The sequence below is a fragment of the Paenibacillus nanchangensis genome (assembly GCF_046543445.1).
GTDB classification, from domain to species: Bacteria; Bacillota; Bacilli; order Paenibacillales; family Paenibacillaceae; genus Paenibacillus_AQ; species Paenibacillus_AQ nanchangensis.
In genome coordinates this window covers 1-16137 of the sequence record NZ_JBHOFD010000062.1, presented here as the reverse complement: position 1 = coordinate 16137, position 16137 = coordinate 1, and the positions used below count along the sequence as shown (strand labels likewise).

Annotated in this window: 13 protein-coding genes; 9 read left to right on the top strand and 4 right to left on the bottom strand. The window is 55.2% G+C overall.

All coding sequences use genetic code 11. The annotated features are described in order from the left end of the window. Positions 1-20: 20 nt before the first annotated feature. The gene (locus tag ACE6ED_RS28730) at positions 21-1430 is read right to left on the bottom strand and encodes an MATE family efflux transporter (RefSeq protein ID WP_410830875.1); all 1410 of its coding nucleotides are present in this window, start codon (positions 1428-1430) and stop codon (positions 21-23) included. Positions 1431-1733: 303 nt separating this feature from the next. On the opposite strand from ACE6ED_RS28730, the gene hxlA reads away from it, so the two are divergent. The 9 genes from hxlA (at position 1734) to ACE6ED_RS28685 (ending at position 12262) form a co-directional block, all read left to right on the top strand. After that, positions 1734-2366, top strand: a complete 633-nt coding sequence (gene hxlA / locus ACE6ED_RS28725; RefSeq protein WP_410830874.1) for a 3-hexulose-6-phosphate synthase — start codon at positions 1734-1736, stop codon at positions 2364-2366. A 5-nt stretch (positions 2367-2371) separates the two neighbouring features. Then, a complete protein-coding gene (gene hxlB / locus ACE6ED_RS28720; RefSeq protein WP_410830873.1) occupies positions 2372-2932 on the top strand; it encodes a 6-phospho-3-hexuloisomerase in 561 nt (186 codons plus the stop codon). 125 nt (positions 2933-3057) lie between these two features. Then, positions 3058-3456, top strand: a complete 399-nt coding sequence (locus ACE6ED_RS28715; protein WP_410830871.1) for a winged helix-turn-helix transcriptional regulator — start codon at positions 3058-3060, stop codon at positions 3454-3456. Between the two features lie 55 nt (positions 3457-3511). Beyond that, positions 3512-4660, top strand: a complete 1149-nt coding sequence (locus ACE6ED_RS28710) for an NADH-dependent flavin oxidoreductase (protein WP_410830870.1) — start codon at positions 3512-3514, stop codon at positions 4658-4660. Between the two features lie 354 nt (positions 4661-5014). Next, entirely contained in the window at positions 5015-5983 is a 969-nt protein-coding gene (locus ACE6ED_RS28705) for an ABC transporter permease (protein ID WP_410830876.1), read from the top strand. A gap of 18 nt (positions 5984-6001) precedes the next feature. Continuing rightward, on the top strand, positions 6002-6892 hold the full coding sequence (locus ACE6ED_RS28700) for a carbohydrate ABC transporter permease (RefSeq protein ID WP_410830869.1): 891 nt from the start codon (positions 6002-6004) through the stop codon (positions 6890-6892). A gap of 137 nt (positions 6893-7029) precedes the next feature. Further along, positions 7030-8718: a type 2 periplasmic-binding domain-containing protein gene (locus ACE6ED_RS28695; RefSeq protein WP_410830868.1), complete on the top strand. Its 1689-nt coding sequence runs from the start codon at positions 7030-7032 to the stop codon at positions 8716-8718. Positions 8719-8798: 80 nt separating this feature from the next. Further along, positions 8799-10694, top strand: a complete 1896-nt coding sequence (locus ACE6ED_RS28690) for a cache domain-containing sensor histidine kinase (RefSeq protein WP_410830866.1) — start codon at positions 8799-8801, stop codon at positions 10692-10694. Further along, entirely contained in the window at positions 10691-12262 is a 1572-nt protein-coding gene (locus tag ACE6ED_RS28685; RefSeq protein WP_410830865.1) for a response regulator, read from the top strand. The genes ACE6ED_RS28690 and ACE6ED_RS28685 overlap by 4 nt, the downstream gene beginning before the upstream one ends. Positions 12263-12330: 68 nt before the next feature. On the opposite strand, the gene pepT is transcribed toward ACE6ED_RS28685, so the two are convergent. From pepT to ACE6ED_RS28670, 3 genes are all read right to left on the bottom strand, one after another. Then, positions 12331-13563 carry a peptidase T gene (gene pepT, locus ACE6ED_RS28680; protein WP_410830864.1) on the bottom strand — a complete coding sequence of 411 codons (1233 nt, stop codon included), beginning with the start codon at positions 13561-13563 and terminating at the stop codon, positions 12331-12333. Positions 13564-13633: 70 nt separating this feature from the next. After that, complete coding sequence (locus ACE6ED_RS28675) at positions 13634-14347, bottom strand: class D sortase (RefSeq protein WP_410830863.1); 714 nt, start codon at positions 14345-14347, stop codon at positions 13634-13636. A 79-nt stretch (positions 14348-14426) separates the two neighbouring features. Beyond that, positions 14427-15440, bottom strand: a complete 1014-nt coding sequence (locus ACE6ED_RS28670; RefSeq protein ID WP_410830862.1) for a hypothetical protein — start codon at positions 15438-15440, stop codon at positions 14427-14429. Positions 15441-16137 lie beyond the last annotated feature (697 nt).

Below are 16137 nucleotides of genomic sequence, written 5' to 3'. Positions count from 1 at the left end.
AAACGGTATCCCGGTAACGGCTACCCTGCCGCCGGCGCGGGAGCCGGGGCGGGGTCAGGCGGCGAATCGGGCATAACCAAAGCGTGTTTCTCCCAGGCGCGGCTGCGCCAGCGGAAGTACATAATAATCGCACGGGTCCATTCGTCTGCGGCTGAAGCAATCCAGACGCCGGCAAGACCCATGTTCAGCTTGAACACCAATACATACCCGAGCGGAAGGCTCATGCAGACCATGGAGATCAGCCCCATGTATACGGGGAATTTGGCATCCCCGGAAGCGCGCAGGGAGTTGATGATCACCAGGTTGCAGGTTCGGCCCGTCTCCAGGAAAATGCTGAGCAATATCACCTGTGCGCCCAGCACAATAATCGCCTGGTTATCTGTAAAGGCGCCCATCAGCGGCAACCGGAACAGGATGACAACCAGGTCAATCGCCACAGTGACCACAAGCGCCCATTTGGCGCTGGAAAACACCCGCGTATACGCCTCCTCCGGACGTTTGGCGCCGACCAGATGGCCGACGATAATCGAGGTTCCCATCGCCACGGCCGTACTGAACAAAAAGATATAGCTGGAGATATTGAGCGCATACTGCCGCGTGGCCATCGCATCCGCTCCAAGATAAGTAATATACCGCGTAAAGACGAGCTGGCAGGCCTGATAAATTACCGATTCAAAGGCCGAAGGAATGCCGATTTTTAAAATTTGGGATACATACTGTCTGGACAGCCGGTAATAATGCTCCAGCTTGATCCGGACGTCCGACACTTTGTACAGCAGCCAGAAAAAAATAGCCAGCGCAATCAACCGGCTGACGACCGTGGAAATCGCCGCCCCTTCTACCCCCATGGCGGGCAGACCGAAGTGGCCGAAAATCAGCAGGTAGTTGCCGATGACGTGAATCACGTTCATCAGCAGCGAAACGACCATCGTCGGCTTTGTAAAACCGCGGGTGCGGATATTGGTGGCCAGCGCGTTAATCAGCGCCTGCAGGAAAATAAAGCCGCCGACGATGCCAATATAGGAACGGGCATATTCATAAATATCATCCGTCACGTTCAGCGCCTGCAGCAGCGCTCCTCCAAACAGGAACAGGACAACGCTCAGCAGCAGTCCGACAGCGAGATTCAGGGTAATGGCGTTGCCGGTCACCTTGGCGGCTTCCAGCGGTTTGCGGGAGCCAAGATATTGGGCTACCACTATACCGGCGCCGTTGCCGATGACACTGAGCACGAGAATCACCATTTGAATAATCTGGTTGGCGGCTCCCACGCCCGACACCGCATCATCCGAAACGGCGCTCAGCATAAAGGTGTCGACCGTGCCCATCAGCATAAACAAAAACAATTCAAGAAAAATCGGCCAGGTCAGTTTGACCAGGTGTAATTCTTTGCCGCCCGGGCCGCCGCCGGAGGCCTTACTCGCAGTCATGGGGTCACCTCTTGTATGTGCGTTAATCAATCCATGGGTATGTTAGCACAGCGCCATTGAAAATGCATCAGAAATTGTTGAAAACCTCCGTTGGGGCATACTATGCCAGACTTACGTGCAGCCGTAAACCGCCCAATAGTATCCCTGGGGTAACTACCCCACGGCAAAGTGCCTACTTCCTAAAAAGAAACCCGCCGTCTACAATAGCCCTAACGCGCCTGAGCCTCCTGACTTATCCGGATAAGGCGGCGTGTGAATCCCGGCTCTACACACAAATTTGACCATACAAGGAGAGAACAAACCATGAAATTACAGCTGGCGCTTGACCTGGTGGACATTCCCGGAGCAAAAGAAATCGTGGCTGAAGTGGCCGACTATATAGACATCGTTGAAATTGGAACGCCTGTTGTGATTAACGAAGGGCTGCACGCGGTAAAAGCGATTAAAGATGCATTCCCGCAGCTGAAGGTGCTGGCTGACCTGAAAATTATGGACGCAGGCGGCTATGAGGTGATGAAGGCCGCAGAAGCAGGTGCGGATATCGTTACCGTGCTTGGCGTCGCCGACGACTCCACGATTCGGGGAGCTGTTGAGGAAGCGCGCAAGAGCGGACGGGAAATCCTGGTCGACTTGATCAACGTCAAGGATCTTAAAACCCGTGCGTCGGAAGTCGAAGCAATGGGCGTGGATTATATTTGCGTGCACTCCGGCTACGATCATCAGGCCGAGGGCAAAAACTCTTTTGAAGATCTGCAGGCGATTAAAAGTGTCGTAACACGCGCCAAAACAGCCATCGCGGGCGGAATTAAGCTGGCTACCCTGCCGGAAGTCATTACGGCGAACCCCGATTTGGTTATTGTCGGCGGCGGCATTACAGGCGAAGCGGACAAAAAAGCGGCCGCAGCCGAAATGAAGCAGCTGGTCTCCCAGGTTTAAGCGGCATGCACGTAGTTCAGTATGCGCAAAAAATCGCGGAGGAGCTGAGCCGAGCTCTGCCGGAAATCGATGAGGAAGCCGGTGAGCGGCTGACCGGGCTTTTGCTTGGCGGCGGGCGGGTGTTTGTTGCCGGCGCGGGGCGCTCCGGACTGATGGGCCGGGCGTTCGCTATGCGGCTGATGCATTTGGGTCTGGAAGCATACGTAGTGGGCGAGACGGTGACGCCCGGCATCGGGGCAGGCGATGTGCTGGTGCTTGGTTCGGGGTCGGGCGAAACCCGCAGTCTGCTTGTTATGGCGGAAAAAGCCAAATCGGCGGGCGCCCAGGTGGCGCTGGTTACGCTGAATCCGGCTTCCTCCATCGGAGCCATGGCCGACCTGACCGTCCGGCTTCCGGGCGCGGCGAAAGACCGGGAGGCTGAGGCGGACAGCATAAGCATCCAACCCATGGGCTCGCTGTTTGAACAAAGCCTGCTGCTGTTTTATGATGCGGCGGTACTCCGGATGATGGAGCAGCGGGGCATAGAGACGTCGGGAATGTACGGCAATCATGCCAATTTGGAATAAAATGAACGCTAAGACTAGAGGCGGCCTTCGGGCCGTTTTTTTCATGGAACCCGGGCGGCTGATTTCAGATGTGCAGCAACTATGGTTTTTATAGTATGATAAGAACAGAAAGGGGGGATTCGGAAGTGGCCACGGACATCAAGGACCGGATCAACTTGAAGGAAATCAACTGTGAAAAGGAGTTGACGCTTGCGGTAATCGGCGGGAAATGGAAGCTCATCATTTTGTGGCATCTCGGTCTCGAAGGCACCAAGCGGTTCAGTGAGCTAAAACGGCTTATTCCTCATATCACCCAAAAAATGCTGACCAATCAGCTGCGGGAGCTGGAGGAGGATCAGCTTGTGGAACGCAAGGTGTATGCGGAGGTGCCGCCAAGAGTAGAATATTCCCTGACGGAGTACGGCGAGAGTCTGCTTCCGGTTCTTCGCATGATGTACGATTGGGGCAAAAATTACGGTGAGCAGGTTGTGTGGAAGACGGAAGCTGCAGTCGAAGAAGAGAAACAAGGCGCGGTTCGCGCCTGAATTGGGCGTTCGCACGCCAAATACAAAATGATAGGTAATGGAGGAGAGATTCGTAATGGAAGCTAACCGGTATCAAAAGCTGCTCGATTCGTATACATTTGCAAACGGAACATCGCTGAAAAACCGCGTGGTGATGGCGCCGATGACCAACTTTGCATCCCACGAGGACGGCACCGTGTCCGATGCGGAGCTGGCCTATTACGCCCGCCGGAGCGGCGGAGCCGGCATGGTCATTACGGCTTGTGTATATGTGGAAGAGGGAGGCAAAGGTTTCCCGGGCGAATTCGGAGCGGATAAAGACGAGCTCATCCCGAGCCTGCGCCGGCTCGCCGATACGATCAAAGGCAAAGGCGCCAAAGCGGTGCTGCAGATCTTCCACGGAGGCCGGCAGTGCCCTCCGGAGCTTCTGCCGGACCGCCAGACGGTAAGCGCAAGCGCCGTGCCGGCGGAGCAGCAGGGCGCTTCGGGGCCGGTGCCGCGGGCGCTTGAACCGGACGAGATCGAACGCATTATCCGCGCATTTGGCGAGACAACGCGCCGTGCCGTGAAAGCCGGCTTCGACGGGGTGGAGATTCACGGGGCAAACGGGTATCTCATTCAGCAGTTTTTCTCCCCGCATTCCAACCGGAGAGACGATCAGTGGGGCGGCTCCCTGGAGAAACGGCTGGCCTTCCCGCTTGCGGTGCTGGATGAGGTGAAGCGGGCTGCGGCCGAACATGCCAAGGCGCCGTTCCTGGTCGGCTACCGTTTCTCTCCTGAGGAGCCCGAAACGCCGGGCATTACGATGAAAGAAACCTTTGCGCTAATCGATGCGCTTACTGAGCGGGGACTGGATTATCTGCATGTGTCGCTGCAGGATTTCTGGGCGTTGCCGCGCCGGGGAACGGACGACCCGCGTCCGCGGATCGAGCAGATCGTTGACCGGGCCGGCGGACGGGTGCCGGTGATTGGTGTCGGCTCCCTCTATACGGCGGATGAGGCGCTTAAGGCGCTGGACAGCGGCGTGGACCTTGTTGCACTGGGCCGTCCGCTGCTGGCGGAGCCGGACTGGGTGGAGAAGGTGGCCGAAGGCCGGGCGGACGAGATTGCGACGGCCGTCGATCCGGATGCACAGGAAAAGCTTGTCATTCCCGATTACTTGTGGGGAGCGATTTTAAACACACCGGGCTGGGTACCGGTGAAGTCCGCTGAAGCGAAGGGATGAACCCGGGCTGGGCACTGGTGAAGTCCGTTGAAGCGAAGGGATGAATTGAAACTGCCGGGCATGCCCCGGCGACGCCGGGAGCTCCGCTCCGGTAATCTGCTAGACAGCTGAACACCAGCTTACAGAACCAAGGGTCCATATTTCGGGAAGGAAAGCCAACCCGAAATATGGACCCTTTTTACGAAATATGAGTCCTTACTTTCATCTGCCGGGGGAGCTTACAATAAATACAAGTCAATGTAAGCGTTTTTAATAAAGGACAATGATCCGTACAGCCTGGAGGTCAAACGTATGAAAAAAAAGAGCGGCGTCGACACGGCGGCCCCCCTGACCCCGGTACCTGCGGCGCAGAGGATGACCCCGGCCCCAAGCGGTCCGGCCTTTTCCCCGGGTACAAGAACGGGAACTTCACTCAAACCTTCCCTATGGAGGAAGCTGCTGGCCCAGAAACACCTGCAGACAATGGCCCTGCTCGGGGTCGTCTGGATGCTCATCTTCAACTACATTCCGATGTACGGCATTATCATCGCGTTCAAGGAATACAACATCGTGCATTCGATTGCGGCGGCGCCTTGGGTCGGCTTTGAGCATTTCCGTGAGTTTCTGGACGATGAAAATCTGGGCAATGTGATCCGCAATACGCTTGGCATCAGCCTGATCAAGCTGCTTGTCGGTTTCCCGCTGCCGATCCTGTTCGCCCTTTTCCTGAATGAAGTCCGGTCGCTCCGATTCAAGAAGGCGATCCAGACGATTTCGTATCTGCCGCACTTCTTGTCCTGGGTTGTGCTTGGCGGTATTCTCGCCACCTGGCTGGCGGATGTGGGCATAATCAACGATATTTTGATGGCGCTAAATCTGATCGATGCGCCGATCACCTATCTGGCCGAACCTAAATATTTCTGGACGATCATCATTTCGTCGGATATCTGGAAGGAGCTTGGCTGGTCCGCAATTATTTATCTGGCCGCTATCGCCGGCGTATCGCCTGAAATGTATGAAGCGGCAACCATTGACGGCGCAGGCAGGTTCCAGAAAATGTGGTATGTTACGCTCCCGGCCATCCGTTCGACGATCAGCATCCTGTTTATCCTTGCCATCAGCGGCGTGCTGAGCTCGAACTTTGACCAGATTCTCGTGCTGCGCAACTCGCTGAACGACAGCGCCAGCAACGTTATCGACTATTATGTGTATCAGACCGGCCTGCTTACCGGGCGATATTCCTACTCCACTGCTGTCAACCTGATCAAGTCGGTGATTGCGCTTATCCTGCTGCTGATCGCAAACAAAGTATCCAAAAAACTCAATGACACCTCATTGTTTTAATCTGGAGGGATCAAAAAGATGTTTGCTCTTAAACGCAAAACCAAAGGCGAAGCGGTATTCGACATTCTCAACAACATTGGAATGCTTTGTATCTGTTTTCTGACGCTGTACCCGATCTGGTACGTGCTGATTAATGCGTTCAACGACGGCAACGACGCCATGATGGGCGGCATTTACTGGTGGCCGCGGGTCTTCAGCCTCGACAACTTCAGCGCTGTATTTGAAAGTGCGGGCATTATGCAGGCGATGTGGATTACGGTTGCAAAAACGGCGCTTGGCACCGTCGCCCACGTCTTTTTTACCGCGATGGTCGCTTACGCCTTCTCCCGCAAAGGACTGATTGGCGGCAAGTTCTACATTCTGCTCGGCACCGTAACCATGTTCTTCAGCGGCGGCCTGATTCCGACCTTCCTGCTGATCCGCGACCTGCAAATGCTGGACAATTTCCTTGTTTATATCATTCCGGTATTGTTCAGCTTTTTTGATCTCATTATCTTTATGACCTTCTTCCGGGAAATTCCCGACGGGCTGGAGGAGGCGGCCAAAATCGACGGCGCAAACGACTGGTCCATTTTCCTCCGGGTCGTGCTGCCGGTATCGATGCCGGTCATCGCTACAATCGCCCTGTTTCACGGGGTGTACCAATGGAACGATTATTTTACCGGGATGATCTATGTCAACAAAGAAGATCTGCAGCCGATCCAGACGTATTTGTACCGGGTTGTGGCGCAGTCCAGCTCCAACCAGATGATGGTCGCCGTCCAGGGCAGCAGCGTGACAAAAAGCGTCACCTCACAGTCCATCAAGCTGGCCACCATGGTCGTAACAACACTGCCGATCGTATTTGTGTATCCGTTCCTGCAGCGTTATTTTGTCAAAGGGATGATGATCGGTTCGATCAAGGGCTGACGGGTTACCAGCTGGCCTGAATGTAAACGGGCCTGTTAAACTGACTTGATGTGAGCGTGGCGGTAGCTCGCTTTGGCTCTTTTCAAAGGGCCGGAGCTGCATTTATAATTACATTTTCAGAAAAGGGGTTAACAAGCATGGGCATGAAAAAGCCGAAAAAATGGGGGCTGCTGACGCTTGGGCTTATTATGGCGCTGTCGGTGGCAGGCTGCTCCGGCAGCAGCAACGGCGGCGGCAGTGCAGCCGGAGACAATGGAAACAAATCAACCAATGCGCCGGCTGCAACAAAACAGGCAGAGCCAAAGCTGACCGAAAACGATCCGGGCTGGAAAGCGGACACCTCTCCGATCACGTTCGACTGGTATTTGAATTTTTCCTGGTTCCCGAATAAATGGGGCGTGGACCCCACCTCGCAGTACGTAACGAAAAAAACCGGCGTCGATATCAACTTTATCGTACCGGCCGGCAACGAAAACGAAAAGCTGAACACGCTGATCGCTTCCGGCAAACTGCCTGACTTTGTTACGCTGGGCTTCTGGGAAGACAATATCAAAAAAATGATCGAAGGCGACCTGGTGCTGCCGCTCAACAAGCTGGCCGAAGAATACGACCCTTATTTCTTCAAAGTATCCGACCCCGACAAGCTGGGCTGGTACACGCAGGAGGACGGCAATGTGTATGGCTATCCGAACTCTTCCTCCTCGCCTAAGGATTATGAGAAATACGGAGACTCTTACGTATCGAATCAGACGTTTGTCGTCCGCAAAGATATCTATGACGCGATCGGCTCGCCCGATATGCGTACACCGGAAGGATTTTTGAATGCGCTTAAAATGGCTAAAGAGAAATTCCCGGAAGTGAACGGACAGCCGCTGATCCCGCTGGGTCTGCATGAATTCACCGAAACCGGTAACGATTCGCTTGAAGGTTATCTGCAGAATTTCCTCGCCATTCCGTGGGAAAAAGACGGCAAAGTCTACGCCCGCGAAACGGATCCCGAATATGTCCGCTGGATGAAAACACTGCGCCAGGCTAATCAGGACGGCCTGCTCGCCAAGGACATCTTTATCGACAAACGGGCGCAAATGGAAGAAAAAATCACTCAAGGCCGTTACTTTGCGATGCTGTATCAGCGCACGGATTTCGCCGCACAGCTCGGCACAATTTATCAGAAGAATCCGGAGCAGGTCTATATTGCCGTGGACGGTCCGGCCAATGTAAACCTCGACCCGCCTACGCTGAACGGACCGAGCATCGCCGGCTGGACGGTAACGCTGATCTCCAAAGACGTGAAGGATAAAGCCCGCGCCATCCGTTTCCTGAGCTACCTGAACAGTGAAGAAGGAAATAAAGATCTGTATCTGGGCGAAAAAGGCGTCAGCTATGATACGATTGACGGAAAAGACCAGTTCCTGCCAGAGGCGTTTGAACTGATGAATAAAGACCGTTCGGCGTTCGACAAGAAATACGGCTCTTCGTTCACCTTCTGGATGCTGCAGAATACAAACATCACCGACCAATGGGCTCCCAAATCGGTAGAACCGTTTAAACAGCTGGAAGACTGGACCCGCGGCAAGGCGATTAACACTTCGGAGTTCCAGCAGATTGATCCGACAGGCAACTCGCCGGAAGGCATTATTGCGACCAAACTGAAACAGCTGCGGGGCAAAACGATACCGAAGCTGCTGATGGCTTCCTCCGACGAGGAGTTCGACAAGATCTGGACCGACTATCTGGCGAAGCAGAAGGAAGAAGGATACGACACTTTCCATGCGTTCCAGCAGAAGAAATATGAAGAAAACAAAAAGAAACTCGGAATGGAATAACAGAACAGCTATACCGTCCAATCGCCCGCCGACATGCGGGCTTTTGGGCTTCTTTGGCGGATGGAGGGGAGCTATCAGCTGTGAACACACGGGAAAAAACAAAGGCGCTGTGGAATTCCTTCAGCTACTGGTGGGGACGCAGATCGCTGCAGAGCCGGCTGGTAGTGGCTTTTATTTTCATCATACTCGGGCCTTGTCTGCTCGTGTCCCTGTATTCGTACCACTCAATCAACAATACCTATGTCCGTGATGCCGTTGCAAAAAACGATTATTTGCTTCAGATGGAGAAGCTGCACATTCTCAACCAGATCGAAGCGATGGAGCGGGCGGCTCAAATGGCCTATTCCGACGAGGAAGTTATGCAGTATCTGGCCAACCAAAGCGAGCCGCAGCTTGACGATCTGATCAATTTCAATATGAACGCTTTCGTCAACATGACCCGGATTCAGATTAACAACCCCAATATCGAGCATTTGCGGCTGTTCTCACGGAGCGACAAGGTCCATGAAATCTGGCCGATCATTTTCCGGGAAAGCCGGGTCTCCTCCGAAGACTGGTTCCAGGAGGCGCTCAGGCTGGAGGGCAAGGAGCTATGGTCTTTTCAGGAGACCGATCCCGACCTGATGAAGCGGCATACCGGCGAGGGTCCCCTGGGACAACCCAAAATATCGCTGCTGCGGGAGATCAGCATTCCGGCCGGCAACCACATCGGCATGGTTCAGGTCGACATGCTCCTGACCCGGTTTACGCCGAAGACGTATACGGATGTGCGGGACAATCAGACCCAGATGCTGCTCGTTGATGACAAAATGAACATTTTTACACGTCAGGATTATTCGTTTTTGGAAGATAACGAAGGTCTTGCGGCGGCGGTAACCGAACGGCTGAAGACGTTCAAAAAGACGGGGGCATGGGATAACCGGTACAACCAGGGACGAAAATCATTTTTGCTGATTCATACGCCGCTGGAGCGGATTGACGCCTCACTTGTCAACGTGGTCTCGATGGAAGGCGTTATGCAGGATATTTCGCGTACGCGCAATATCATCATCGGTCTGAATATCGGCTTTATTTTGCTTGTCACCCTTATCGCTTATGTGATGAATGCGTTTATTCTTAAAAATCTGCGGCGGTTGACCGAGGCGATGAAGAAGGTCCGGAACGGCCAGGCCTACACCGGGATTACAATCCGGGGCGGCGGAGAGGTTGGAGAGCTGGCGCACCATTTTTCCAAGCTGATGAATACGATCAATACGCTGGTCGCCCAGGCGGTCCGGAAACAGGCGCTTTCCAAGGAGGCGGAGCTGCGGACACTGCATAATCAGATCGACGCCCACTTCCTGTACAATACGCTGGAGAATATTAAAATGCTGGCCGAAATTGAAAATCAGCGGACGATATCGGACGCATTGACTTCTCTTGGCGGGATGATGCGCTACAATTTCAAGTGGTCCGGGGAGTATGTAAGGCTCCAGGACGAAGTCCGGCATATCCAGAACTACATCGAGGTGATGAATATCCGGTTCGATCACCCGATCCGGCTGAGCCTGGACATCGAGCCTGCCTTCCTGGAGATGGAGGTGCTGAAGATGTCGCTGCAGCCGGTGGTGGAAAACAGTGTGAAGCATGCCTGGACCGGCGAAAAAGAGGAGCTGGCCGACCGCCGCATCAATATTGCGGTTTCGCTGGCCGGCAGCGATATTTTGATTGCGATTCAGGACAACGGAGCCGGAATGGGGCAAGCCCGGCTGAAAGCATTAAATGAAGCGATTTATGCCAAAGAAGAGCCGGATGGCGGAGTTCCGGCGGATACAGGCAGCCGGAGAAGCGGCATCGGGCTCCGGAACGTGCATCAGCGGCTGCAGCTGTTTTACGGGGACTCCTACGGCCTGGAGGTACAAAGCGAGGAAGGCTGGTGGACCATGGTGCTGCTGACAATACCTAAAGTATTATTGACAGGAGATAAGCCATCATGATGAAACTGCTCATTGTGGACGACGAAAAGAATATCCGGTACGGGCTTCAAACCATGATCGAACGTGAATATCCGGGCGTCTATTCCATCTCAACCGCAGGCAATGGGCAGGAGGCGCTGGAGGGGTTCCTTGAAGAACGTGCGGACCTCATCATCACGGATATCCGGATGCCGGTTATGGACGGCATCCAACTGATCGAGCAGATCGCAGCGCACCGGAATGGCGGAACGGGGCCTGAGGTTATTATTTTGAGCGGTTACGATGATTTTGAATATGCCAAAAGTGCAATCCGCTACCGGGTGAAGGATTATTTGCTGAAGCCGATCCGCCGGGATGAGCTGTTCGGGGCATTGGAAAGCATCGCCCGCGAGCGGGAGGAGCGGGAGCAAAACGCCCGCAGGCAGGAGCTGGCTGCGGAAGGCATGCAGCGCGAGCTCCTGGCCGGCCGGCTGCGCCAGCTGTTCGCAGAGGCGGCAGACCCGGAAGGCATCCCGGATTTTCCGGGCTTGCGATTCCCCTTAACCGCCGGAGCGGTCAGCTTCCGTCAGGACGACGGCACGCCCGTGAAGCCGGCAGAGCTGCAGAGCCTGACCGGGCATCTGGGCGGTCCGCTGGAGAAACGGTTTGAGGCGGCAGTTACGGACTTGGAGGGGCGGCTGATTCTGCTGAGCAGGGGCAGGGAGCGGTTCACGGAGTTGTCCCGGCAGGCGGCGGCCAAAGGAATGACGGGTTTCCTGATCGGCATCGGACGGGAGTGCGGGAATGCCGGAGAGCTCCGGTCTTCTTACCGGGAGGCCTGCCGGGCGCTCCAGTATACGTTTTTGTATCCGCAGTCCGGCCTGATGACTTATGAGGATCTCGGCGGGCAGCGTCTCAGCTTTCCGCCGCCGGACGAAGAGCTGCGCAAGCTGCTGAACATGCTCGGCACGGGGCGGGAGAAGGAAATGAAGATGCTGCTGGCCGCCATCTTCCACACGGATCATCTTGGAGAGATCGACCTTTCTTACCTGGAGCTTGCCGGGCGGCGGATGAACGAACGGGTGCTGGACGAAGTGTTCCGCACCCACGGGGAAGCGTCGATGGAGGTGCTGAAGCTGTACCGCCAGGTCGGGAACATGTATCAGTTCCGCTCTTTCCACGATTATTACCGGGCGCTGGAGCATCTGTTGTCCAGCGTCAGCGAATATATTGCAGGTCTGCGCTCGGCCCATACCGGGAACAGCGATATCGAAGCCGCAATCCGCTATATCGAGCAGCATTATCACCGGCCGCTGAACATGGCCACCGTCAGCAATCATGTGTCGCTGAATTATTCCTATTTCAGCGAAGCGTTTAAAGCGTATACGGGCGAAAGCTTTGTAGTATACCTGAAGAAGGTCCGTATCGGCCACGCCAAACGGCTGATGGCGGAGGGGCGGCGCAAGCTGGCGGAGATCGGCGAGGCGGTCGGGTTCGAGAACAGCAAGCAGTTCGCGCGTGTGTTTAAGGAGCTTGAAGGCATCTCGCCCGGCGAATATAAAGCAAAGCTGATGAATCATGAAATTGTATGGGATTCGGAGGAGTTGTAGTCTTTAGGAAAAAATAACCGGACCGGGCGAGGATCATCCCCCTTCCCGGTCCGGCTTGTTGTGATGGCCTATGCTTTTTGTTCAAAAAGTGAAGCGATTCCGACGATCACCTGGGCGGCCTTCACCATATTATCGGCGGAAATATATTCGAATTTGCCGTGGAAGTTTTCACCGCCGGCAAAAATATTCGGCGTCGGCAGACCCATATAGGACAGCTGCGAGCCGTCGGTGCCGCCTCTGATCGGCCGGATTACCGGCTCGATGCCGAGATTTTCCATCGCTTCGCGGGCGATATCGACGATGTGCATGACGGGTTTGATTTTTTCGCCCATGTTATAGTATTGATCCCGCAGCTCCAGCGTAATGCTGTCCTGCCCGTAGGTCATCCGGAATTCGTCGACGATGGTGGACAGGTACGCCTTTTTGGCTTCAAATTTCTCCCGGTCATGGTCGCGGATGATGTAATTCAGCGTGCTTCGTTCCGGCGTTCCTTGAATCGAAGAGAGATGATAGAAACCTTCATACCCTTCGGTAAATTCCGGCGCCTCGCCGGCAGGAAGCCGCAGATGAAGCGCCATCGCGATTTTGGCGGAGTTGACCATTTTGCCTTTGGCGGTTCCGGGGTGGACATTCACGCCGTTACAGGTAATTTTGGCCGCCGCGGCGTTGAAGCTTTCGTATTCCAGCTCGCCCAGCGGACCGCCGTCCATCGTATAGGCGTACTGCGCGCCAAACGCGGCCACATCAAACTTGTGCGGGCCCCGGCCGATTTCCTCATCGGGAGTGAAGGCGACGCGGATTTTGCCGTGTTTGATTTCCGGGTGCGTTAGAAGATGTTTCATGGCGACCATAATTTCGGCGATGCCCGCTTTGTCGTCCGCGCCCAGCAGCGTCGTGCCGTCCGTCGTAATCAGCGTGTGGCCCACGTAATGCGCCAGCTCGGGAAAAGCCTCCGGTGAAAGTACGATGTTCAGCTCCGGATTCAACACCAGTTCTCCGCCAGCGTAGTTCTCCACGATTTGCGGATTGACGCCGGCTCCCGTAAAATCGGTTGCCGTATCCACGTGCGCCAGAAATCCAATGACCGGGACCTCTTTGTCCGAATTGGACGGGAGCGTGGCCATCACATAGCCGTTTTCGTCAACCGTTACCTCTTCCATGCCGATTTCTTGTAATTCCTCTACAAGCTTGCGGGCCAGCTCCAGCTGCCCCGGTGTCGAAGGACAGGTGAGGCTGTCTTCGTTCGACTGGGTGTCCATTTTTGCATAAGCGATAAAACGTTGCATCAATTCCTGTTTCAAGTCGTTTCAACTCCTCTGTCTAGGTAATTTCATCATACCACGATTGGAAGCTGAACTCATAAAGGCCTTGTCAGGAGGGGCCGGCTGGCGGGGCAGGGGCTTCCTGTTCCGTCTCCTGTTTCTGCGTCTGTTTCTGCTCCTGCCTCTGCTCCAGCTCCGCTGTGAGCAGGTAGCGGTCCGGGGCGGGACCGACGTAACCAAACGGGTAGCAGGTAACGAGGGTCAAGACAGGTGACTCGCTTGGTTCAATGGCGCCGCGGTCCTCGGCGTCCACAATCCGGCTGCCGGTTACCCGGTATACTGCGCGGCCCGTATCCGTCTCAACTTCGATTGTATCGCCCGGCTTTATCTCACCCAGACCGCGGAAGACGGTATCGCGGTGTCCTGCCAATACGCTGTTGCCGGGCTGGCCGGGAAGTGGAGTGCCTGGTGAGTGTCCGGCTCCAGTGGACAGTTGTTTTTCTTTCGTCCCCTCTAAAACGGGGATTTTGCGGTTTAAACGGGAAATATGCAGAATACCGACGATATCATCTTCCTTATAAGCGGTATGGACCGTGTTTGGCCTCTGCGCCGGTGAGGCCGAGCGCGCCATCGCTTCGGTAAGCGGGACTTCTCTTGAAACTGGTGCGCTTGTCGATGGGGGACGGCTGCGCTCCCATTTCCGGACGGCCTGCTCAGCTTGGTAAGGAGATTTTACGATCTGGACAAGTGCATAGGCGGTAACGGACAAGGACAGTACCAGGAGTGCCCGTGCGGCCAGCAGCGGCAAAGCGGTTTTCTTCATCCTCTCACCTCATTTTAATTGGGAAGGGCTGCCGGGAAGAGAAGTTCTCTTCGCCGGCAGCCCGGGAGTAGTGCACTGTTTACTTGCGGGGTTTCCATCTGCGGATCAGCAGAAGGCTGATACCGGCAGCGATCGCACCGGCAGCGAGCAGATTGTACCAGGGGCTTGCGGTATCCGGCAGCTCGGTTCCCGGCTCGGGGCCGGAGAGCGGAAGCTGCGGATCATCGAGCGGGATTTCGCCGGGCGGCGATCCCGGATGCTGCGGGCCGGCCGGCGGGTTCTGCCCCGGCGGATTTGCGTTAGCGCCGGGAGGTTCCGGCGAAGCCGATGGCGTTAGGCCGCCGAGCGGAACCTCTTCGTCCGGCAGTGCTGCGTCCGGAGCCGGTGTAACCGCCGGGCTTGGCGCAGCGGACGATCCAGGCGACGGCGTGACCGCCGGACTCGGCGCAGCGGACGACCCAGGCGACGGCGAAACCGCCGGACTCGGCGCAGCGGACGGATCAGGCGACGGAGTGATCGCCGGACTTGGCGCAGCAGACGGTCCAGGCGATGGCGAAACCGTCGGACTTGGCGCAGCAGACGGTCCAGGCGACGGCGAAACCGTCGGACTCGGCGACGGGCCGGGCTCGCCGGCTGCGGCAAACACAAAAGCGACCGAAGCGGTCAGTCCCTGATATTCGTTCCCCGCTTCCGCGGGGAAACCCACCTTCATCTCAATCTGATCCGCTTTTCCAGGCAGCAGCTGCCCGACCGTAATACGGCCCTCCGCTTCACTCATTTTTCCTGAATAGAGAACCTTGTTGTCCCGAACCAAGGTCATCTGAAGAATGTCGTACAAAAGCCGGTCTCCGGACACAAAGCGGAAATCAACGGAATAGGAGAAGCCGCTGCCGCCTTCATTAACGATCGTGTAACGGGAGCGGGTCTCATCGCCAGGCTGCATGTTACCCATGCGGCCCGGAGTTACGACTTCAGTGTTCAGCTTCAGCTTAATGGTCTCCTGTGCGCTTGCGCCGCCCGCATGCCACAAGAGTCCTGCCAATACCGCGGCGATGTATCCCGCAATAATCCACTTGCGGCCTTTTATTTTCAAACAGCGCCTCCTTTCTGCAAGTCAACCGCCTCAATAATCCTCAGGCAAGACGGGCACAGCAAGCGGAACGATCTTAACCAGCGAACCTGCATGGACGTTAATGTACGGCTTGAAAGGTGATAAAAAGAGTAGTATCGACAAAAACCACTAAAGTTCTGCCGGGGGTGTTTATCTCTCGACAGCATGGTTTGTCATAATTCTTTCTCACCGCTTCGATGGGTCGAAACTCGTTCGCTCAACTGTTCGTTATAAAGAATAACATAAGTATAATCAAAACTTTATGCGAATAAAACCGGCAGAAAACGCTGAATCTCCCGGGAATGCTTCTTAATTAAGAACAAAGCTATAGAAGGCTTCGCTGTGCTTCTGATTCCTGTAATTCTCTTTTATTTACAGCCGTTTATACATTATTAACACAACTTTCGCAGAGCGAAAATCAGCCAAGCTCCAGCCTTGGCGCGGATTTAACGCAATAAAGTAATCGTCTTGAAAAAATAGAAAAACACCGCTTCGTTGCGGCGAACGCACCAGTCGGCGTGCTATTTTATTTACGGTGCGATGAAGTTAACACCCTGCACTGGGCTGGTTTGCCCAGTAATCTCAAGGCGTATCTGCCGATCCCGGGCTGCAAAAGTGAGTTAATAAAAGCAGCGGCGGACCAAGACTTGATAAACAATGTCTTCGACTGCCGCTGTTG

What these genes read in the sequence shown, in the direction of transcription:
- ACE6ED_RS28675 (WP_410830863.1), bottom strand. Translation starts at nt 14,347, where the DNA reads ATGAAGAAAACCGCTTTGCCGCTGCTGGCCGCACGGGCACTCCTGGTA.
- ACE6ED_RS28695 (WP_410830868.1), top strand. Translation starts at nt 7,030, where the DNA reads ATGGGCATGAAAAAGCCGAAAAAATGGGGGCTGCTGACGCTTGGGCTT.
- ACE6ED_RS28705 (WP_410830876.1), top strand. Translation starts at nt 5,015, where the DNA reads ATGACCCCGGCCCCAAGCGGTCCGGCCTTTTCCCCGGGTACAAGAACG.
- ACE6ED_RS28730 (WP_410830875.1), bottom strand. Translation starts at nt 1,430, where the DNA reads ATGACTGCGAGTAAGGCCTCCGGCGGCGGCCCGGGCGGCAAAGAATTA.
- ACE6ED_RS28700 (WP_410830869.1), top strand. Translation starts at nt 6,002, where the DNA reads ATGTTTGCTCTTAAACGCAAAACCAAAGGCGAAGCGGTATTCGACATT.
- hxlA (WP_410830874.1), top strand. Translation starts at nt 1,734, where the DNA reads ATGAAATTACAGCTGGCGCTTGACCTGGTGGACATTCCCGGAGCAAAA.
- ACE6ED_RS28685 (WP_410830865.1), top strand. Translation starts at nt 10,691, where the DNA reads ATGATGAAACTGCTCATTGTGGACGACGAAAAGAATATCCGGTACGGG.
- ACE6ED_RS28710 (WP_410830870.1), top strand. Translation starts at nt 3,512, where the DNA reads ATGGAAGCTAACCGGTATCAAAAGCTGCTCGATTCGTATACATTTGCA.
- hxlB (WP_410830873.1), top strand. Translation starts at nt 2,372, where the DNA reads ATGCACGTAGTTCAGTATGCGCAAAAAATCGCGGAGGAGCTGAGCCGA.